Origin of the sequence: Streptomyces sp. NBC_01788, assembly GCF_035917575.1 — a bacterium.
Lineage (GTDB): Bacteria > Actinomycetota > Actinomycetes > Streptomycetales > Streptomycetaceae > Streptomyces.
Genome location: NZ_CP109090.1, coordinates 33,387 through 52,754, shown reverse-complemented (window position 1 = coordinate 52,754; position 19,368 = coordinate 33,387). Strand labels below are relative to the sequence as shown.

At 69.4% G+C, this 19,368-nt stretch carries 21 protein-coding genes and 1 pseudogene; 10 read left to right on the top strand and 12 right to left on the bottom strand.

Annotated elements, in window-relative coordinates:
- Window positions 1-649 precede the first annotated feature (649 nt).
- Complete coding sequence (locus OIE49_RS36965; protein ID WP_401847543.1) at window positions 650-895, top strand: hypothetical protein; 246 nt, start codon at window positions 650-652, stop codon at window positions 893-895.
- A gap of 514 nt (window positions 896-1,409) precedes the next feature.
- Window positions 1,410-1,904, top strand: a complete 495-nt coding sequence (locus OIE49_RS00245; RefSeq protein WP_326800517.1) for a hypothetical protein — start codon at window positions 1,410-1,412, stop codon at window positions 1,902-1,904.
- Here the strand turns inward: OIE49_RS00245 and OIE49_RS00240 are convergent.
- A complete protein-coding gene (locus OIE49_RS00240) occupies window positions 1,870-2,652 on the bottom strand; it encodes an IS5 family transposase (protein ID WP_326800516.1) in 783 nt (260 codons plus the stop codon). The two genes, OIE49_RS00245 and OIE49_RS00240, sit on opposite strands and share 35 nt — an antisense overlap.
- 508 nt (window positions 2,653-3,160) lie before the next feature.
- Here OIE49_RS00240 and OIE49_RS00235 point away from each other — a divergent pair.
- The gene (locus OIE49_RS00235; protein WP_326800515.1) at window positions 3,161-3,514 is read left to right on the top strand and encodes an ADP-ribosylglycohydrolase family protein; all 354 of its coding nucleotides are present in this window, start codon (window positions 3,161-3,163) and stop codon (window positions 3,512-3,514) included.
- Window positions 3,515-3,836: 322 nt separating this feature from the next.
- Here the strand turns inward: OIE49_RS00235 and OIE49_RS00230 are convergent, their stop codons facing one another.
- From OIE49_RS00230 to OIE49_RS00215, 4 genes and pseudogenes are all read right to left on the bottom strand, one after another.
- On the bottom strand, window positions 3,837-4,241 hold the full coding sequence (locus OIE49_RS00230; protein ID WP_326800513.1) for a type IV toxin-antitoxin system AbiEi family antitoxin domain-containing protein: 405 nt from the start codon (window positions 4,239-4,241) through the stop codon (window positions 3,837-3,839).
- Window positions 4,238-5,092 carry an IS5 family transposase gene (locus tag OIE49_RS00225; protein ID WP_326800514.1) on the bottom strand — a complete coding sequence of 285 codons (855 nt, stop codon included), beginning with the start codon at window positions 5,090-5,092 and terminating at the stop codon, window positions 4,238-4,240. Before OIE49_RS00225 ends, OIE49_RS00230 begins: the two co-directional genes overlap by 4 nt.
- A 113-nt stretch (window positions 5,093-5,205) precedes the next feature.
- The gene (locus OIE49_RS00220) at window positions 5,206-5,610 is read right to left on the bottom strand and encodes a type IV toxin-antitoxin system AbiEi family antitoxin domain-containing protein (RefSeq protein ID WP_326800513.1); all 405 of its coding nucleotides are present in this window, start codon (window positions 5,608-5,610) and stop codon (window positions 5,206-5,208) included.
- Window positions 5,607-6,460, bottom strand: a pseudogene (locus tag OIE49_RS00215) (IS5 family transposase). The gene OIE49_RS00220 and the pseudogene OIE49_RS00215 overlap by 4 nt, the downstream one beginning before the upstream one ends.
- A gap of 116 nt (window positions 6,461-6,576) precedes the next feature.
- Here OIE49_RS00215 and OIE49_RS00210 point away from each other — a divergent pair.
- The gene (locus OIE49_RS00210) at window positions 6,577-7,260 is read left to right on the top strand and encodes a restriction endonuclease (protein WP_326800512.1); all 684 of its coding nucleotides are present in this window, start codon (window positions 6,577-6,579) and stop codon (window positions 7,258-7,260) included.
- Window positions 7,261-7,399: 139 nt separating this feature from the next.
- On the opposite strand, the gene OIE49_RS00205 is transcribed toward OIE49_RS00210, so the two are convergent.
- Together OIE49_RS00205 and OIE49_RS00200 are read right to left on the bottom strand one after the other, a co-directional pair.
- Entirely contained in the window at window positions 7,400-8,005 is a 606-nt protein-coding gene (locus OIE49_RS00205) for a hypothetical protein (protein ID WP_326800511.1), read from the bottom strand.
- A 185-nt stretch (window positions 8,006-8,190) separates the two neighbouring features.
- Window positions 8,191-9,237, bottom strand: coding sequence for a hypothetical protein (locus OIE49_RS00200; protein WP_326800510.1), 1,047 nt, complete (start codon window positions 9,235-9,237; stop codon window positions 8,191-8,193).
- A gap of 176 nt (window positions 9,238-9,413) precedes the next feature.
- Here OIE49_RS00200 and OIE49_RS00195 point away from each other — a divergent pair, with 176 nt between their 5' ends.
- The 4 genes from OIE49_RS00195 (at window position 9,414) to OIE49_RS00180 (ending at window position 12,653) form a co-directional block, all read left to right on the top strand.
- A complete protein-coding gene (locus OIE49_RS00195) occupies window positions 9,414-9,677 on the top strand; it encodes a helix-turn-helix transcriptional regulator (protein WP_326800509.1) in 264 nt (87 codons plus the stop codon).
- Between the two features lie 164 nt (window positions 9,678-9,841).
- Window positions 9,842-10,711, top strand: a complete 870-nt coding sequence (locus OIE49_RS00190; protein ID WP_326800508.1) for a DUF6083 domain-containing protein — start codon at window positions 9,842-9,844, stop codon at window positions 10,709-10,711.
- 110 nt (window positions 10,712-10,821) lie between these two features.
- Window positions 10,822-11,187, top strand: a complete 366-nt coding sequence (locus OIE49_RS00185) for a hypothetical protein (protein ID WP_326800507.1) — start codon at window positions 10,822-10,824, stop codon at window positions 11,185-11,187.
- Window positions 11,184-12,653, top strand: a complete 1,470-nt coding sequence (locus OIE49_RS00180) for a UvrD-helicase domain-containing protein (protein WP_326800506.1) — start codon at window positions 11,184-11,186, stop codon at window positions 12,651-12,653. Before OIE49_RS00185 ends, OIE49_RS00180 begins: the two co-directional genes overlap by 4 nt.
- A gap of 142 nt (window positions 12,654-12,795) precedes the next feature.
- Here OIE49_RS00180 and OIE49_RS00175 read toward each other — a convergent pair whose 3' ends face one another.
- Genes OIE49_RS00175 through OIE49_RS00160 form a run of 4 tightly spaced genes read right to left on the bottom strand, consistent with a single transcriptional unit; the run spans window position 12,796 to window position 16,108 of the window.
- Complete coding sequence (locus OIE49_RS00175; RefSeq protein ID WP_326800505.1) at window positions 12,796-13,959, bottom strand: cysteine desulfurase family protein; 1,164 nt, start codon at window positions 13,957-13,959, stop codon at window positions 12,796-12,798.
- Window positions 13,956-14,900, bottom strand: coding sequence for a hypothetical protein (locus OIE49_RS00170; protein ID WP_326800504.1), 945 nt, complete (start codon window positions 14,898-14,900; stop codon window positions 13,956-13,958). Before OIE49_RS00170 ends, OIE49_RS00175 begins: the two co-directional genes overlap by 4 nt.
- Window positions 14,901-14,924: 24 nt before the next feature.
- Complete coding sequence (locus OIE49_RS00165) at window positions 14,925-15,545, bottom strand: hypothetical protein (protein WP_326800503.1); 621 nt, start codon at window positions 15,543-15,545, stop codon at window positions 14,925-14,927.
- Between the two features lie 5 nt (window positions 15,546-15,550).
- Window positions 15,551-16,108, bottom strand: a complete 558-nt coding sequence (locus tag OIE49_RS00160) for a dCTP deaminase (RefSeq protein WP_326800502.1) — start codon at window positions 16,106-16,108, stop codon at window positions 15,551-15,553.
- Window positions 16,109-16,314: 206 nt separating this feature from the next.
- Between OIE49_RS00160 and OIE49_RS00155 the strand changes: the two genes are divergently transcribed.
- On the top strand, window positions 16,315-17,385 hold the full coding sequence (locus tag OIE49_RS00155; protein WP_326800501.1) for a LysR family transcriptional regulator: 1,071 nt from the start codon (window positions 16,315-16,317) through the stop codon (window positions 17,383-17,385).
- A 21-nt stretch (window positions 17,386-17,406) separates the two neighbouring features.
- The gene (locus OIE49_RS00150; protein WP_326800500.1) at window positions 17,407-18,747 is read left to right on the top strand and encodes a methyltransferase domain-containing protein; all 1,341 of its coding nucleotides are present in this window, start codon (window positions 17,407-17,409) and stop codon (window positions 18,745-18,747) included.
- 118 nt (window positions 18,748-18,865) lie between these two features.
- On the opposite strand, the gene OIE49_RS00145 is transcribed toward OIE49_RS00150, so the two are convergent.
- Window positions 18,866-19,192, bottom strand: a complete 327-nt coding sequence (locus tag OIE49_RS00145; protein WP_326800499.1) for a nucleoside triphosphate pyrophosphohydrolase — start codon at window positions 19,190-19,192, stop codon at window positions 18,866-18,868.
- Between the last annotated feature and the right edge of the window lie 176 nt (window positions 19,193-19,368).

Genomic DNA, 19,368 nt, shown 5'->3' with positions numbered 1-19,368 from the left:
GAATCCAGCGCTCTCATCACCCGTGCAGGTCGGACGCCCTGTGGCGACGCCTAATCCCCTCAGGTCAGGGCACTGCCCCCGTCGCCAGCAAGGCCAGTCACCGTCTCCCCCCGGAAGGGCCCACCTTTGCTGCAACTCGCGATTTCCCCCTTTTGAGCGACATGCCGTCCTTGCCGGCTCCCCCCCTACCTCCCAGAAGCGGAAGCGGCCCCTCATCCCAGAAGCGGGCGGATCAGGCAGCCTTCCCATACAGCCCTGCTGCTGGACGACCGTGCTATTGCGGCGCTGCGCCATCGTGACCGCCCGTTAGACGCCATCGTGAGAAGGCAGGGTAGGTGCCGCCACTGACAACGAGGGCAGGCCCCCGTACTTGGCGGCGTCACGAATCTGCCCTGTCCAGAAACCCGTCAGGTCACCGTGCCGGAAGAGTCAGCCTGTGACCACCAGTCTTCGCCCGCCGACACGGGGCAGGGCGGGAAGGCCGGATCGCCGTCAGGGCGATCCGGCATTCATCGCCGACGATCCCTCAGGTGACCATCAGCCGGCGTAGTAGTTTGCGGGGCGCGGCCACCCCTGTGAGGCGGACGTCAGCACCGCTTTCATCCAACCCAAACCGCAGGCGGCGGAGTTGTCGCGCACGTTCGGATGTGTGCGCAAGGTCTACAACCGGGCGCTGACGGCACGGGCCGAGGCGTGGACGCTGCGGACAGAGCGGATCACCTATCACGCCACCTTGGCGATGCTGACCGCATGGAAGAAGATCGAGGAGTTGACCTACCTCAACGACGTCTCCTGCGTCCCGCTGCAGCAGGCTTTGCGGCACCCGCAGGCGGCGTTCACCGCGCTCTTGCCGAGTACAGCACCAGCGCCTTCCGATACCGAGACGGCAGGCTGACGCTGGCGAAGATGCCCGATCCGCTGGACATCGTCTGGCCCCGCCCCCCCTTCCGGAGGGGACGTAGCCGCCGACGGTGACCGTTTCGCAGGACGCGGCCGGCTTGCTGGCACGCCCCCCTCCTGGCGGAGGGGCCCGGCATCAGGCCGTTGTTCATCACGGACGCGGCGGTCAGTGTCGATGCGGGCCTCGAGCAAGTTGGTGGTCTGGGCCCGCTCCCATGGCCTGGCCAGGTCGAACGCGCGGGATCGAAGGAACTGGCTTGGCCGCCGCAGCCTGATGGCGTGAAGTTCCGCGGCAGTGTCGTGCTCGCGTGCGGCGCGCCGTCCGGCGTCGAAGGCGACACAGATTGGGAGACGTCCGAGGAGTGGTCACTGCGCAGGAGGCTGCCCCAAGCCTTAGAAGCCGTTGTCTTTCCGAGAGTGACGGGTTCGTTTCCGCTGGTCAGGTGTAGGGGTGGTGTTTCGGCGGGAGGGACGGGGTGTCGTGTCGTCTCTTCGGCGGAGGTGCCGGGATGCCGTCGGTGATGGGGTTGCTGGAGGAGCGTGAACGCGCTGCTCGGCAGCGGGTGGAGGCCCTTCAGGCCGAGCTGCGGGAAGCGGAGGCGCTCTGGGAGCGGTTCGTGATTGCCCGTGAGACGGTGGGCGAGGTTCTGGCGGAGCCCCGCGGAGGCGAGGACGTGGCGCCGTTCGTGGTGGCCGGCGAACGGCCGGTGCAGGTCAGGCAGGCGGTGCCCGGCTCAGTGGTGCCGCACTGGGAGGAAGGGCTCACCCCGGCGGTTCTCGCGCCGGATTACCAGCGGATCATGGACGTGCTGGCCGGCGGGAACGGGATGCGCGGGGAGGCGATGGACTGTCGTCAACTCGCGGCCGCGGTGGGGCTGGAGCCGGTCTCGGCGAAGGTGGAAGGGGTGCGGTCGAAAGCCAAGCGGCTGGCCGCGCGGGGCTGGCTGGCGGAGGAACGGCCGGGGCTGTTCAGCGTGCCCGCCGGGCGAGGCGGCGGCTCATGACCATGCTCATCGCGCACTTGATCACCGTCTCCGAGGTGTCGGTGCGCGTCTCGTAGTCGCGGGCCAGTCGGCGTGAGTGCATCAGCCAGGCGAACGTGCGCTCCACCAGCCACCTCTTGGGCAGCACCGTGAACCCCGAGGCGTCATCGCTGCGTTTGACCACCGTCAACGCGATCCGCAGGAGGCTGCGGGCGAAGTCGACCAACTGCCCGGTGTAGCCGCCGTCGGCCCACACCCTCGTGATCCGCCAGTGCCGCTCGCGCAGTCGAACCAACAGGTCTCGGCCCGCGTCCCGGTCGGTCACCGACGCGGCCGTGACCGTCACGGCCAGCAGCAGTCCGAGGGCGTCCACCACGATGTGCCGCTTGCGGCCGTTGACCTTCTTCCCGCCGTCGAAGCCTCTGGTCGCGGCCGGCACCGACGCGGCTGCCTTCACCGACTGCGCGTCGATGATGCCGGCCGTCGGCTCCGCATCCCGGCCCGCGACCTGGCGGACCCGGTCGCGCAGCCGGTCGTGGAACTCGGCGGTCAGGCCCTTGTCCCGCCAGCGCCGGAAGAAGGCGTAGACGCGGTCCCAGGCGGGGAAGTCCGCCGGCATCGCCCGCCAGGTGATGCCGCCCGCGACCAGGTAGCGCACCGCGTCAACCATCTGCCGGTGGCAATAGCTCTCCGGTTGCCCGCCGCGGCCCTCGAGCCAGCCGGGCACCGGCAGCGCGTCGCGTACGACGGCCCACTCCGCGTCGCTCATGTCGGACGGATACTTCGGTCGCCTGTACGGCCGGTCCCCGGCGTTCCCGAACCGGTGAGCGAGACAATCACACGACAGAGAAGCCGAGTTGGACGACATCGATGCCGGCACGGAAGACTGCAGCACCAGGGGCCTCCTGTTGCTCGATTGGATTCGACACCCACGAGCTGTGCGGGAGGCCCCGCCTTCATGCCTGGCCGGACACGAGATCACCCGACCGAGTCGACGACCTCGAACTCACGCCCACCAAGATCGATAGAGCAACAGCTTCTTACGCATGCCGACAAACGGTGCGCCTCTGACCTGAGAGCACACAGCGACACCCCTAATATCGTCCTTTTGACGATAAGTCCGTGCCATGTCAAGCTGACAAAGCGTCAAGCCACCGTAATTAGGCTCTATTTCGGCATTCCGACGTGCTGCAGCGTCCTGGTTTCTGGGACCGCTGCCCATGCAGCACCGTTCGCGCGGCCCGTCCGCCGCGCGCCACCTCACCGTAGGAGCCTCCATGACCCACGCCCGCGCCCCGCAGCCTCGACTGGACGCGCGAGGCAGCGATCGGGCCGCCGGGGTACTGCTTGGCGCGGCTGCGGGCGACGCATTGGGTGTGCCCTACGAATTCCAGGCAACGTTGCGCGATGACCAGCAGCCACAGATGATCGGCGGTGGCCTGGGACCGTACAAGCCGGGTGAGTACTCCGACGACACCCAAATGCAGGTCTGCATCGCCGAGGTCGCGGCAACCAGAGCCGACCTACGCACACCCAAAGCCCTCGATGCGATCGCCACCAACGTTCGAGGGTACCCTCGGCCCCGTTTTTTCGAAGCAGTGCTGCGGCTTCGTCCGCGTTCACCCGGCTGATGCGTTGGGCGGGCGCGGTCGGGTGCTGGGGTTTTAGCGTCGTAGTGCCTTGCGCTGTGACAGGACCGCAGGGCTCGGGCGGCCCTTGCGCGCAGCGCCCTGGGCAGGGGCCGCCGCCGTCCCACCGGCCGTGTGGTGGCCGGAAGGGGGCAGGCTCCGGCCTGGTGGGCCCAGCCGTCCTGCGCGAGCGGATGCGCGCTTCCGCCGGTACCCGTGGCGCGGGCCTCCTTCCGGACGGGGGATGCGCAGCCCTGGCCGTTTCGCAGGGTGTCTGCCGGCCGGACTGCTGCGCACGCTGATGCGCAGCAGCTTTGAGAGGGCGTTAAGTCCGTTTCCGGTAGCGGCCGCGTCCGGGTTGTTCGAGGAGTCCCTGACGGACGAGTCGTCCCAGGCGGGAGCGGGTGACGTTGATCGAGGGCTCGTCGGTGGGCAGGCCGAGGTGCTCGTGCAGATCGCGGACGCGGAACACCTTCTCGGGGTGCTCGTTGAAGGCAGTCGCGATGCGCTGGTAGACGGTGGCGGTGGCGGTCTCCGCGGGGGCCGTTGCGTGGTCGGGAGGGGCGAGGCCATCGATGACCTTGCGGGTGGCGGCGAGCTCGGCCAGGCGGGCCTCGACCTCGGTGAGGGCGGTGGTGAGCCGCTCGATCTGCTCGCGCAGGTTGTCGGCTCGTGCGGCGGTCTCATCGTGTTCGGTCTGCAGCAGCCGCAGGAGTTCGCAGACGTTCACGCGGCCAGCTCCACGTCGTCGCGCCAGGCGGGGGTAGGGGTGGTGAGGCGGCGGAGCATGCCGGCGGTGGCAGCCCAGTAGACGCGGGAGGCCGCGTTGTCGGGCCGGTGGTCGTAGTCGCGGGCGAGGCGCCGGTGCAGCATGAGGGTGCCGTTGACCTGCTCGACCACCCACCGCTTCGGTTGCGGGACGAAGCCCTTGCCTGCGTCGTCGGGGTTGCGTCGGACCACCTCGACGGTGATGTCCTTCACCGCCCCGTGGATGATCACGGCGTCCTTGAAGCCCTGGTCGACCAGGACTTTCTCCAGGCGCATCCCGCATCGTTCGGCCGCCTGGTCCAGCAGGGCGATGCCGGCCTCGTTGTCGTGCGCGCTCGCGGCCAGGACCACCACGCCGATGATCAGGCCCATGACGTCCACGGCGAGCCCACGCTTGCGGCCAGGCGTCTTTTTGTTCGCGTCCAGTCCCGTCGTTTTCTTCGGCACCCCGGCCGCCACGCGGACGGACTGGGTGTCGATGATCACGAGGGACGGGTCCTCTAATCGTCTGGACCGCTCCCGCACCTGGCAGCGCAGGATCTCCTGGATCCGCTGGTCAAGTCCGTCCTGGCGCCACAGGGTGAAGTAGTAGAACACCGCCGACCAGGCCGGGAGGTCGTGTGGCAGGAGCCGCCACTGACAGCCCGTCCGGTTCTGGTAGAGCAGCGCGTTCACGACCTCGCGCAGGTCGCAGGAGCCCGGGTTCCCGGTCGCCGACCGCGCCACCCGCTCCTGCTTCCACGCGGTGACCAGCGGCTCGATCAACCCCCACTGCTCGTCGGACAAGTCGGTTGAGTACGGCATCCGTTCCATGCCCGCGACTCCACCATGCACACGACATGACGCGAGGATGGAACCGTCCCATCACCCACGAACGGGCGACATCACATCACCAGGAACGGGACTTAACGCCCTCTGAGAGGGCGTTAAGTCCGTTTCCGGTAGCGGCCGCGTCCGGGTTGTTCGAGGAGTCCCTGACGGACGAGTCGTCCCAGGCGGGAGCGGGTGACGTTGATCGAGGGCTCGTCGGTGGGCAGGCCGAGGTGCTCGTGCAGATCGCGGACGCGGAACACCTTCTCGGGGTGCTCGTTGAAGGCAGTCGCGATGCGCTGGTAGACGGTGGCGGTGGCGGTCTCCGCGGGGGCCGTTGCGTGGTCGGGAGGGGCGAGGCCATCGATGACCTTGCGGGTGGCGGCGAGCTCGGCCAGGCGGGCCTCGACCTCGGTGAGGGCGGTGGTGAGCCGCTCGATCTGCTCGCGCAGGTTGTCGGCTCGTGCGGCGGTCTCATCGTGTTCGGTCTGCAGCAGCCGCAGGAGTTCGCAGACGTTCACGCGGCCAGCTCCACGTCGTCGCGCCAGGCGGGGGTAGGGGTGGTGAGGCGGCGGAGCATGCCGGCGGTGGCAGCCCAGTAGACGCGGGAGGCCGCGTTGTCGGGCCGGTGGTCGTAGTCGCGGGCGAGGCGCCGGTGCAGCATGAGGGTGCCGTTGACCTGCTCGACCACCCACCGCTTCGGTTGCGGGACGAAGCCCTTGCCTGCGTCGTCGGGGTTGCGTCGGACCACCTCGACGGTGATGTCCTTCACCGCCCCGTGGATGATCACGGCGTCCTTGAAGCCCTGGTCGACCAGGACTTTCTCCAGGCGCATCCCGCATCGTTCGGCCGCCTGGTCCAGCAGGGCGATGCCGGCCTCGTTGTCGTGCGCGCTCGCGGCCAGGACCACCACGCCGATGATCAGGCCCATGACGTCCACGGCGAGCCCACGCTTGCGGCCAGGCGTCTTTTTGTTCGCGTCCAGTCCCGTCGTTTTCTTCGGCACCCCGGCCGCCACGCGGACGGACTGGGTGTCGATGATCACGAGGGACGGGTCCTCTAATCGTCTGGACCGCTCCCGCACCTGGCAGCGCAGGATCTCCTGGATCCGCTGGTCAAGTCCGTCCTGGCGCCACAGGGTGAAGTAGTAGAACACCGCCGACCAGGCCGGGAGGTCGTGCGGCAGGAGCCGCCACTGACAGCCCGTCCGGTTCTGGTAGAGCAGCGCGTTCACGACCTCGCGCAGGTCGCAGGAGCCCGGGTTCCCGGTCGCCGACCGCGCCACCCGCTCCTGCTTCCACGCGGTGACCAGCGGCTCGATCAACCCCACTGCTCGTCGGACAAGTCGGTTGAGTACGGCATCCGTTCCATGCCCGCGACTCCACCATGCACACGACATGACGCGAGGATGGAACCGTCCCATCACCCACGAACGGGCGACATCACATCACCAGGAACGGGACTTAACGCCCTCTGAGAGGCGGACGATGACCCGGCGCCGCCCCGCCCGCCAGTCGCGCCGCAAGCAGCAGGACGATGCCCAGTTCGTCCTTGTGGCTGTGATCGCGGCAGGGGCGATCGCTCTCGTGGTGGCGGTGGTCCACTGGCTGCTCGCGCACTGGTGGCTGCTGCTCGTGGCGGCTGTCGTCGCCGTCCCGGCCTTCGTCGTCTGGTGGCGCCAGCGGGCGGAGCGCATGCGCTGGGAACAGGTCCAGGCGCGCGCTCTGCGCTACGGCCTGGCCCAACTGGACGCTCTCTCCGACCGGCAGTTCGAGTTCGCCGTACGTGACCTCATGCGCCGGGACGGCTGCACCGATGCCGTCCAGGTCGGCGGGCAGGGAGACCTGGGCGCGGACGTGAAAGCGACTGACCCGTTGGGACGCCGGTGGGTGATCCAGTGCAAGCATCGCCGCGGCGGTGAACGCGGTGCCGCCGTGGGAACGCCGGAGCTGCAGGTCCTCAACGGCACGGGCCGCCCGGTCCACAAGGCCGACGTGGTGGTGATGCTGACCAACGGCAGGATCACCCAGCCCGGCCGTACCTTCGCCCGCCAGCAGCGCCTCCACCTCGTCGACCGCAACCTGCTGGGGGCCTGGGCGTCGCAGGGTCGGCCCCTGTGGGAACTGCTGCCCGCACTTCCCGCTCCCCGCAGACCGTCCTCCCTTTCCTGAGCGGATCCACCGAAGTCGCCGCATCGAATGCCGCAGGTCCTGAAGCGTGTCGCCAACAGAGGGCCGCTGATGCTCGGCGTGCTGACGCACACCGCGTGGCAGGCCAGAGGGCAGCCGTGAATGGCCGCATATCTGTGGCTCATCCAGCGGATTCGTGCTGGGCCTCGTCCGTAGCTGCTGCCTCTTGTTCCGGTGTACCAGCGGCGGTGTAGAAGACCGAGGAGCCTTGCTTGGTTCGGTGGATGCGGCTCTTGGCCACCAGGTTTTCGAGAGTGGTGCGCACGACCTTGGTGTCGATGGTGCGCTCGGTGTGGGCCTGCCTGAGTACTTCGGCGATTTCCGCCGCGGAACGGGGCTCGCTCTGCTCGGCGACATGCTGGTGGATGAGGTCGACCAGAGTGGGCTGCGCCGTCTTCGCGGCCTCCGTCTTGCCCTGGGAGCGTTGCGACGGTGCCTTCTTCGCCGACGGGCGTGTGCCGGATGCCGACGCCGACTTCTTCCTGGGGGAGGGAACTGTGGCGCTGCCGGTGCTGGCCGGCTCGGGTGGGGAGGCCGGGACACCAAGTGCCTGTTGCATGTTGAGCAGGACGGTGTGGTCTCGCTGCAGCGTTGCCAACTGCTCGTGCAGTGCTGCGAGTTCCGTTGTGACGCGTTCCTGCTCCTTGACGTTGTGTTCGAGGTCGCTGGTCACCTGGCTGACGTAGTGCGAAGTCAACTCGGTGCTGTGGGTTGTGCTTTCGGACATCGCTCGCTCCTCGGGTTCCTGACCTTGGCGAAGCCTCGCTGGGTCAGATGCGGCGCGTCAGGAAGGACGCTCTGGCCGCAGTATGCTCCGGCCCAGCGATATTACGGGTGGGAAGCCCTGTTTCCGCTGTGCGGTGCGCAGAGCCATGTGCCCTCGGATGGACATCGTCTCGGCGCGAGAGCTTCTTATCGATGGGGCAGCCGCGGATGCCACGTGAGGGGTCCCGGCTCCGTGTGAGGCGAGCGCGATTGCCACAACACCTCGTCTGTCTCCCGGTTGGGACACCATGCTGTCAGCGCCCGCAGGGCGACCAGCCGGTCGAGCAACTCGGCTGTCTGTTCCCAGGAATACCCGCCCAGGCGGGTGAGCACATCCATGCCGATGCTGCACACCGTGCGGTCGGCGCTGTGCGCGGACAGGATCAAGGCGATCAGACGCAGCGCAGGCGGCGAGGCCATGGGCAGGCGCAACGGTGTGGGGAGCAGTGCCCAGTGGGCGGCGCGGCCGCGTGATCTGCGGCCGGGAACTTGGTCCAGGACGGTGGCGTCGAGCAGCTGTACCTCCACCTGCGTGGGCCTGAGGTCGGGGCATCGCAGCCAGGCCGCGTGGGCGAGTTCCTCCCAGACTTCCCTGCGTCCGCGCAGGCGCATGCCGCGCAGCAGGCCCGCAGGCAGGCGGGTGTGACCGCGGGCGTCGGCGCGCAGCGTGCACTGGACGGCGAGCAAGCGGGCGGCGGGGGAGGTGAACTGAGGCAGCGCGGCGGCGAGGTAGGTAAGTGTCTCCCGCGCTCGCAGGTGTTCCTCGGCTCCGAGCCGGTGTGGGCCACGTGCGGGTACCGACGGGGCGGGGGAGTGGGGGCTGCCGAGTTGGGTGTCGGGGACGACGGCGGTGTGGCTGGTCGCGGCCGCGCAGGCCGCGCAGGCGTCGGCCAGCCGCCAGGCGCGGCCGCCGCGGCCCTGGGTGAGGGCGAGCAGGACCGGGCCGGCGCAGCCGCGGTGGCGCGGATGCCAGCGGCAGCCCTGGGCCCGGCACTGGCAGGTGCGCAGGTGCCCGGGCAGCGCGTCGGCGCGTGCGTGGCAGGCCAGATGGGCCAGGGCGGCGGACCGCGCGGTAGTCGCCTCGCATGCGGGCGTGCGGGCGGTGCACTGGGCGCAGACCAGGTTGGGGCCGCCTGCCCGCGGATGCAGTTCCACCGTCCAGATGCGCCGCACCGCGGCACCGCCGAGCCTCATCGGCCGACCGTCCTCCTGTCTGTTCGTGTCGTAGGGCTGGATCGCCTGCGGTCAGGCGTTCCGGACGGACGCACGGTAGTGCAGATCCCTGCACCAGGGGCGCGCGATCCTCTCCAGGGAAGAAAGTGCAGAGGTCTGCACTGACGGGGCAGAGGTCTGCACCGTCGGATGGTGGGGTGACGATCATCCCGCCCGATCCCGACCTCAACGCGCTGCGCGTCGAACTCGTGCGGCTGCGGGGCGAGCGCGGATGGACCTACGACGAACTCGCCGAACGCAGCAACCTGGCCCGGCGCACCCTCATCGACCTCGAGCACGGCCGCAGCACCGGGACCGTCACCACCTGGCACGCGCTGGCCCACGCCTTCGACGTCCCCATCGAACGCTTCCTCACCGCGCTGTGTGAAGGTCACCCCGTCCCGGGCACTCCTCAGCCCTGATCCGGCCGCTCATCGGACACGGACAGGAATCACCCGGCCGGGCGAGACGGCATCGAACGAAAGATCCACCTCTCGGGCAGCTGTTCCCATGTATGGGGCCGATCGTGTGACATCCCCGGAAGCCGCCCCCGGCCATCGGCGCGCCACCTGGCACGGTCACCGCCATGCACTCCCACCCCCTGCCCGCGGACCGTCACTGGGACGGCAGCCCCCGCCGCGTCTCCCGCCGTCGCGGTCTGCAGATCGCCCCGGCCAGCCGCAGCCGTCTGCTGCGCGCCGGGCAGAGCGGCCGCTGCCGTCACTGCGGCAACCGCGTCGACTGGTACCCGCGCCACGATGACCGCCCCATCGCTCTGCACCCTGCGGACGTCGCGGTCGTCGGAACCCCGGCGTCCTGCCGCTGGCACATTGGCGGCGGCATCGCCCACCCCCACGACGACGGCAGTGCCTGGTGCCGCATCCCTCACGCCGTCCTCTGTCCCCAGCAGCCTTTGCGTTCCCACATCGGCCATACCCGGCTCACCTCGTTGCGCCGTGACCTCGCCGTGCACTCCCGCCGCCTCATCGACACCGGCGCCTTCACCCCTCAGCCCTGCCCCCAGGCCCCTGCAGCTGCGCCAGCTGGCGAGGCCGGACAGCCCATCCGTCCCGTCGTCCGGATCCTCCTCGTTCCCTACCTCGGCCGCAGCCCCCTGGAAGACATCCGCTGCGTCGCCCAGACCCGCCAACGCCGCCGCTGCACCCTCACCGTCCTCGCCCCCGGCCACCTGGCGGGCCGCTGGAGACTCCTGCCCACCGGCCCCCACCACGGCCAACTCGCCCTTCCCGGCACCACGATGGCTGTTTACGACCTCAGCCACCTGCCCTACACCCACCAACTACGCTGGCGCGCCCAGCACTGCCCCGCCCACGCCACCGGAACCGCCCCCGATCTCACCCTCGCCGACTGGCAGGTCTTCGACCCCCTCCTGCACGCGGCGCACATCCGCACCCGCCTGCCGCACATTCCGGCACGCGGGCTGGGGGGCCGGTGACAGTGCAGCACGCCCTGGAAATCGTGCTGACACGGCCTGCGACGGCGGCCGAGCTTCGCTGCGCTGGCCAAGACTGGCCGCTCGCAGCCAACCACGACACCAGCCGCCTCATGGCCGTGGCAGGCGGTAAAACCCCGGAACGGGCCGCACACCGCCTGCGCCAGCAGCTCACCGGCCGACTGCCCATCGACGTGATCACGACCCACTACCCAGACGCGTACGGACACGTCCTGCTCAACATCGCCTTCCCTCCGGCCGCCTACACCGCCCTGGAACGAGACGCCCGCCACGCGGGCCAGAGCCCCGAACGCTACGTACACGCAGCCATCCACCGCGCCCTCGACGAGCACACCGCCCAGGAAGCCGACCGCCTCAACCACGCCGTCCGCCAACTCCTCGCCCACACCAGCCCCGCACACCTGATCGCCGCCGTCGGCCACGCACTCACCCAACTCCCCGAAAGCCCCAGGCCATGAACCCCACAGACGAACAAGCCGCGGCCGCCGACGCCTTCCACAGCGGCGACCACCTCGCCCTCCAGGCCGGCGCCGGAACCGGCAAGACCACCACCCTCGCCCTCCTCGCCCACGCCACCACACGCCGCGGCCGCTACCTCGCCTACAACCGGGCCATCGCCCAGGACGCCCGCACCCGCTTCCCGGACACTGTCCAGTGCAAGACCGCACACGCACTCGCTTACGCGGCCGTCGGCCGCCGCTACACCCGCCGCCTGAACGCACCCCGCCGCCCCGCCTGGCAGACCGGCCAGGCCCTCGGCATCACCAAGCACCTGCACCTCGGCGAGCGCCAGGTGACACAGAAGGCCCTCTCCAACGCCACCCTTCGCACCGTCGCCCGTTTCTGCCACACCGGCGACGAGACCATCACCCCCCACCACGTGCCCCCACTGCGCGGCCTGGAAGACCCCGACCTCCACGCCCAACTCGCCGCACACATCGTGCCCTTCGCCCGCAAAGCCTGGACCGACCTGCAACACCCGGACGACGGGGCCGTCCGCTTCGACCACGACCACTACCTGAAAATCTGGGCTCTCACCCGCCCCCGCATCGACGCCGACTTCCTGCTCCTGGACGAAGCCCAGGACACCAACCCCGTCGTCGAACAGATCTTCCTCAACCAGCGCGACCACACCCAACTGGTCATGGTCGGCGACTCCGCCCAGGCCATCTACCACTGGCGCGGCGCCAAAGACATCATGACCGGCTTCGACGGCACCCACCTGACCCTGTCCCAGTCCTTCCGCTTCGGCCCCGACCTCGCCGCGGAAGCCAACCGCTGGCTACGCCTGGCCGACGCCCCCATCCGCCTGACCGGCACCCCGGCGGTGCCCACCGAACTCGGCCCCGTCACCCGGCCGGACGCCGTACTGTGCCGCACCAACATGGGCGCCATGGCCCACGTCATGACCCTCATGGCCACCGGACACCAGGTCGCCCTCGCCGGCGGAGGCGACAGCCTGCAGGCCCTGGCCCTCGCCGCCCGAGACCTGAAAGACGGCCACCGCACCCACCACCCCGAACTGCTCCTCTTCCCCAGCTGGGGCGACCTGCAGGACTACGCCGCCCACGACCCCGCCGGCCGCGACCTGCAACCCCTAGTCAACCTCGTCGACACCCACGGCCCCGACGCCATCCTCACCGCCCTCGCCCACCTCACACCCGAACAGCACGCCCAGGTCACCGTCTCCACCGCCCACAAGGCCAAAGGACGCGAATGGCCCCGCGTGCTCATCGCAGACGACTTCGCCCGACCCAACGACAGCACGACCGACGAACAGACAAGCACCACGAGACCCCCCGACCCCATCGACGACGCCGAAGCCCGCCTGGCCTACGTAGCGGTCACCCGCACCCGCCAGCGCCTCGACCTGGGCGGCCTCTCCTGGATCCACCACCACCCCGACGGCAGCCCACCCGTCTGAGTAATCCGGCAATGTACGGACGTGGCCACGCGAGGTCGTACTGGAAGACCTCTGGTCCGTCTGTGCCTGCGAGGTTCCACTTGGCCCGTCGGTAATCCTTGTCGGCCGAACGCGGCCGTCACGGCAACGCACTGTTGCAGTGTTAGGCCGCGTTGGCGGGCGTCGGCATCAGTGTGTGTGCGGTGCGGGTGATGAGGTGGGCGGCTTGGTCGATGTCGGTGTCGGTGGTGGTGCGGCCGATGCTGAGCCGGAGGGTGGCTCGGGCCTGGTTGCGGGTGAGTCCGATCGCGGTGAGAACGTGGGAGGGTTCGCCGCTTCCGGTGTTGCAGGCCGAGCCGGTGGATGCGGCGATGCCGGGGAGGCGGTCGAGGAGGTCGGTGGCTTCGATGCCGGGGAGAGTGAGGCTGAGGTTTCCTGGCAGTCGCCGGTGCGGATGGCCGTTGACGGTGGCGCCGGGGAGCGTGGCCAGGAGGCGGTCCTGGAGCCGGTCACGCAGGGCCCGGATGCGGGTCGGGGGCGGGACCGCGTCCGTGGTGATGAGGTGGGCGGCGGCGCCGAAGCCGACGATCGCGGGGACGTTGGGGGTGCCGGCCCGCAGGCCGCGTTCTTGTCCGCCGCCAGTCTGCTGTGCGGTGATGCGGAGGCCGCCGCGGATGTAAAGGGCGCCGATGCCTTTGGGGCCGTGGAGTTTGTGGGCGGACAGGGAAGCGAGGTCGACGCCGAGTTCGGCGACGTCGAGGAGTCCGTAGCCGGTGCTCTGGGCGGCGTCGGTGTGCAGGACAATGCCGCGCGGGGCGGTGATCTCGGCGATGGCTGCGAGCCGTTGCAGGGTGCCGATCTCGTTGTTGGCGTGCATCACGGAGACCAGCACAGTGTTCGGGGTGAGGGCGGCGGCGATGTCGGCGGGGTGGGCTCGGCCGTGCCGGTCGACGCTGACGCGGGTGAGGGTGTAGCCGTGGTGATCGACGAGCTGCTGGCAGGCGGCGAGGACGGCCTTGTGCTCGATCGCAGTGGTGACGATGTGGCCGCCGTGCGGGCGGGCGGCCAGGGCGGCGCCGAGGATCGCGAGGTGATTGGCCTCGGTGGCGCCGGAGGTGAAGACGAGCTCCAGTGGGTTCTTGGCGCCGACCAGGTCGGCGACCTGCTGGCGGGCGGTGCGGATCGCCCTCGCGGCGGTGCGTCCGCAGGCGTGCGGGCTGGAGGGGTTGCCGTACTCATGGGTGAAGAACGGCAGCATTGCCTCGAGAACGCGCTCGTCGAGTGGAGTGGTGGCCTGGTGGTCGAGGTAGATCGGTGGGGTGTTCATACAGCCCGCTCCTTGTGTCGGGCGGCGGCCGGTGCCGTCGCGGCGTACTTGCGTTCGCCGTCGACCAGGTCCCAGTAGACGGTGCGGGGTTCCTCGAAGACGGAGAGCGCGGTGGCCAGGCAGTGCCAGTTCCGGTTCGGCTGGGACCGGGCGAGGAAGAAGGCGTCCTCGAACAGCTGGCGGGCACGTCTGGCAAGGGCCTCGCGGGTCGGTTGTGGTCCGAACAGGTGCAGGTAGCCGCGTTGCCGCAGCCAGTGTTCGGCGTGCTCGGCGCCGGTCTCGCCGTTGAGGTGGCCGCCGTCCGTGAGGGTCTGGGAGGCGAGCCGTTCAAGGCGACGGATGCGGCGGACGTCCTCGCCGCCGGGGCACTGGTCCCCGGTGATCTTCCACTCGTGCCAGCGTGGCGGCTGGTAGCAGGCGAAGTCGACGTCGTGGAGGTGGGCGGTGACCTGCGGCGGGATGTGCCCGCGGGTCAGGTCCGCGACGTCGTAGCCGGGCCCGAGGGCTTCCAGGGTCAGCGCACCGGGGCGGCCGGGGCCGGGCCTGTCCATGCGGACCAGGACGGTGAGCCGGTTGGTGAAGCGGTTGGTGGGCTCCGCGAGGATCACCGCCCGCCCGTCGTCCAGCAGCTCGGCGGCCCGAGGCCCGATCTCCTTGATGGGGAAGGTGTTGCCGCCGCGGTAGTACTGCTTCTTCTCCACCCCGCCGTCCGAGCGGATCATCAGCGTCTCGGCACCGGTGGCGGCGGCCAGAATCTGGGCGGCGGTGCGAACGGTGCCTGCGCTGTCGCCAGGCTGGACGAGGCAGGCGTTGAGCACAGGCAGTTTCAGCGAGTGCAGCAGGGCCATGGTCTGCCACTTCGGCCAGCGTCGGTCCCTGGCTGCCGCTTCCAGCTCGGCAGCGGTGAGCGCATGTAACGGGCGGGGCAGGGGTATCGCCATCGCGCCGTTCCCCTCTCTCTTGGCTCAGACGGCGTCCGCAGGGCGCAGGTCGGCGGACAGCTCGGCGAACGTGCGCTCGCGGTGGGCGGTGAAGGGGTGATCCCGCCAGTCGTAGAAGTCGCCGATGCCGAGCTGGACCGCGCAGACCCGGCGTACGAACTGCCGTGCGAAGCCGGCCGAAGGCCAGTAGTAGTGCTCGCCGGGCCGCGGGGAGAGGTAGAGGTAGGAGCCGTCCGCGGCCTCCGGGAGGGCCACCATGGAGGTGAGCCGTCGGCCGGGGCCGCCGGTCTTCTCGTAGGCGGCGGTGATCGCGTCCGGGTCGGGGACGGGGATCAGATGCAGGTGGCAGTGGCTGCAGCACGATGCCCCCAACTCGCAGTCGCGCGGGCCGTGTTCGGCCAGGATCACCGGCCCGTAGCGGGCCTGGATCAGTGTGCGCATCTGTTCGGTCTCCTCGGCGACCCGGGCGAGTGCAGCAGGGGTGACGTCGGCGGCGGCGTCCAGGTGCTCAAGCGGCATGAACAGGCAGTAGCCCGGGGTGAGGGAGCCGATGGTCGGCAGCAGCACCCAGCCGCCGGTGGTCTCGGTGATGATCCGGGGCGTGTTCTCGCGTGCCGTGAACTCGGTGCAGAACTGGCAGTCCATCACGATCACCTCTGACTCGGATTGGCGGGAAACTCGTCGGCGTATCGGCTCTTCAGGTCGGACTCGTGGCCGTAGAAGGGGTGGGGTGCGACGTCGTCGGAGCGGGGGCCGTACAGGGCGAAGACGAGCAGGCGCCCCAGCGGCATGCCGTGGTGCAGACGCAGGACGGCGGGGCCGGTGTTGACCAGCTCCAGCGTCAGATGCCCGTTCCAGCCGGGCAGAACGAACGGGCTGGTGACGTGGACGGCCAGGCCGACACGGGCCAGGTGGCTCAGTCCGCCGATCATGCCCATCACTCCGGGGCCGAGCCGCAGCGGCTGTTCGACCGCGCCTAGCAGCATCTCGCCCGGCCTCATCTCGTAGCTCGTCCAGTGGGTGACCGGCTCGCTGTAGAGGCCGTCGATGCTTGACTGGTCAGCCAGGTCGATGACCCGCGCGCTGGGCGCGGTGAGCGGTTGCAGTGGTGAGCCGAGCGTCAACAGCAGTCCGTCGCCGCGGAGTTGCCCAGGCCATTCCATAGCGTTCTGTGTGATCAGGCAGGTGATCGACTCGGCTGAGAGCATGGCTCATCCCCCGGGGCCAGACAGTGCTGTGGTCATCGCCTTTCGAATCGAAGGCGGTTGCTGAAATGTTCCCCGGGATAGTCCGCGATATCCATATGTCCGATCGGACATTTAAAGGTTTTCTCGGGGTGAAATGCGGAGAAGTTCAGTTCCGCTGGCCGTGCGGACAGTGCAAGCTGGGCGAGTCCGCGTCAGGAGGGGGCGTCATGGTGCCGTCGTTGCCGTCCGGGCCGTTGAGGCTGCCGGGTCCGGAGGGGTTCCGCGCCGACCTCATCTCGTGTTCCCCGGACCTTCTGGATCTGACCTGGGACCAATTGCGGACGCTGATCATCGTGAGGGAGACGGGGACTGCGCTGGCCGCGGCGAAGATGCTGGGACGCGAGCAGTCCAGCGTGCAGAAGCAGCTCGACATCCTCAACCGCAACTTCCAGTCCCTGACCGGCGAGTTACTGGTGGTCAAGCAAGGCCGGGGCCGGGACTTCCTGTTCACCCCAACCGGACTGGAGGTCGTCGAGCGGGCGCGGGCGACCTTCGCCGACTGGCTGCAGGGCATAGCTGATTCCCGGCGCCGGCTTGGCTCGATGCTGACGGTGGGGACGACCGAGTTCACCCTCGGCTTCCTGGGGCGGGTATGGGAGCGAGTCGCCCCGACGCTGCTGGAGCGGGAGGTCGAGCTGAAAGTCGTACATGTGCGGACCCGCGATTTTTGGGCACGCCTGGACTCCAACCAGGTCGACCTGCTGTGCGGCGGCCTCGCGGCCGACGCCGCCGTCGAGCAAGTCGCCCCTGAATACGACTTCCTGGAGTGGCATCGTGAGGGCCTGGCCCTCCTGACAAACCTGCCGGTCCGCGAGCTCGCGGCCAAGACCGTCGGTGTCGACCGGCTGCGGAGTCTACCGCTGGTGATCCCCTCACGCGGCGTGATCACCGACTTTGTCGAGCGCTGGTACGGGCCCGACTTCCGCTCACAGCTGCAGATCGCCGCCGAGATCGATGACATCTATTACGGACTCGCCCTGCTGCGCTCCCGCATGACCTATGGGTGCATGCTGTGTGCCCGCTCGATTGGGCAGGCCGCCATCGACGGGCGACTGCCCACCAGCGAGAGCTTCCGGCTCATCGACTTCGCCGACGACTTCACCCCCATGCTCCAGCTGGTCTCCGGCGTCTTCGCCCGGAAAGGGGAACGCGAGACGTACGACGCCTCTCACCCCCTGAACATCCTGTGGGACGCCTTCCGTGACGAGGCTGCCTCCGGCAGGCCCCTGCCCCTGTAATCCCCGCTCTGGAGGACCTTCGTGCTGCTGGCCTCGGTCAACCTCAACAAGCGTCTCGGCGCCACCGGCGCCCGCTCCAACCTTGCCACCTGGCTGCGCGAGCACGGCGTGAAGATCGTGCTCGCGCAGGAACCGTACAAGCCTGCCGACCGGACGCCGCCAGCCCTGGCGGGCTTCGCGTTCGCCGGCGGGGACGGGCACCTGGCCGCCTGGGTCCACGAGAACCTTGCCCCGCCAGCCGTGTCCTCGCCTGCTCCGTGGGTGCAGCGGGTCGAGCTGGAGTGGCTCGTCGTCCTTCAGGTGCACCTCGACTCCTACGGCAGTGCCTCCCGGGCCGCCCAACTGACCCAACTCACCATGATGGCGACTGCCGAGAGGGGACGCCCACTGCTCGTCTGCGGGGACTTCAACCTTGCGCCCCGTCCCGCGGACGGCCTGTTCGGCGAGGAGACTAGTGACTTCACCACCCAGGCCGAACGCACGGCTCTACGGCAGCTGATGCGGGTCGCGGGCCTGGTCGACACCACCGCCGAGGAGGTGCCAGCCTTCACCTTTGAACGGGTCTTCAACGGCAGGCCCAGCCGCTTCCGCTGCGATCTCGCCCTGCTCAGCGACCATCTGACGGCGACGACCACCATCACCGTGGACGACTCGGTGCGAAGTGGTCCAGCGTCCTTCACCGACCACTCCGCGCTGTTGATCGACCTGCCTCTGACCCTGCAGGCAGCCGAGCCGGACGACGTGCTCTTCGCGCTGAGCGAGCTGACCGGCGACCACCCGGCTGACACCTCAACAAGGCGGGAGTACCAGCCCCATAAGACCGCTATGAGCCGCCAGGCGCCCTCACCGGCCTCCCGGGCGGTGACCAAGCACCTGACCGGCCCGCTCGGCATCCGGAGCATCCTGGACCACGGATGCGGCCGCGGCGCCGACGTCGCCCACTACCGCTCGACGGGCCTGGACGCGGAAGGCTTCGACCCCCACGACGACTTCGGCTGGCCCCGGCCCCAGCGGAGTGAGTTCGACCTGGTCACTTCGATGTTCGTCCTCAACGTGCTGCCCGACCCCTGGCAGCGGATCCAGGCTCTCAAGGACGCGGCGTCCTTCGCCCGCCCCGGCGGGTATGTCGTGGCAGTCACCCGCTCGCCCGAGGAAATCACCAAGGCCGCTGCGGACGGCGGCTGGAGCATCCACCACGACGGATTCTGGTCCAGCCAGTCCAAGGGGACCTTCCAGCGCGGCATCGCCGGCGGCGAGATCACCGCCCTCGCCCGCCAGGCCGGCCTCCAGCCAGCTGAGGGCGCCCCGGTGCTGCCGTTGCCCGGGGTCTGCTACGCCGTCCTGACCAAGCCGACGACGTAAGGCGTACCAGCGAACATCCTCGGCTGCCTGCAACCTGGTGCACGAAGTCGCGTACCAACGAACGCATGCAGTCGCATACGACATTGCGTACCAAACGACGGCCGAATGAGCCGCGCGGTTAGCGGTTGCCGGTCCAGACGATCCGATCCGCGAAGCCTCCGCGCTCACTCGCCTTGATCTCGCGGATCTTCTCCAGCTGCCCCGCGTCGACCCCCAGGACCGCGGCGAGCGCGTGCAGGACCTCCAGTACGTCCGCAAGCTCCTCCGGCGCCTCGGTGTCGTCAGCCGCCAGGAACTCGGCGACCTCCTCGCCGAGCTTGTCCCGTAGACGGTTGCGGTACTCCTCTGGACCCGCGACGTAGGTGACCGGCTCGGCTCCCTTCTCGCGGATGATCTGCGGAATCCGGTCCCGCACCAACTTGCCGTACCCGCCTTTGCGGTTCACCGGTTGTTCTCCCGCAGCCATCACCGTGAGGCGGGCCCCGATGGCCGCCCCTTCATGCCGAGGCAGCCTAGGCAAATCGCCTCACTACTCGCCATGTAAACCGCCATTCCCACCCGTTCGGCTCCAGGATGGCTCAGAACCAGCGCCAGCCGCGCGGAAGTGGGCGCCGAGCCGTC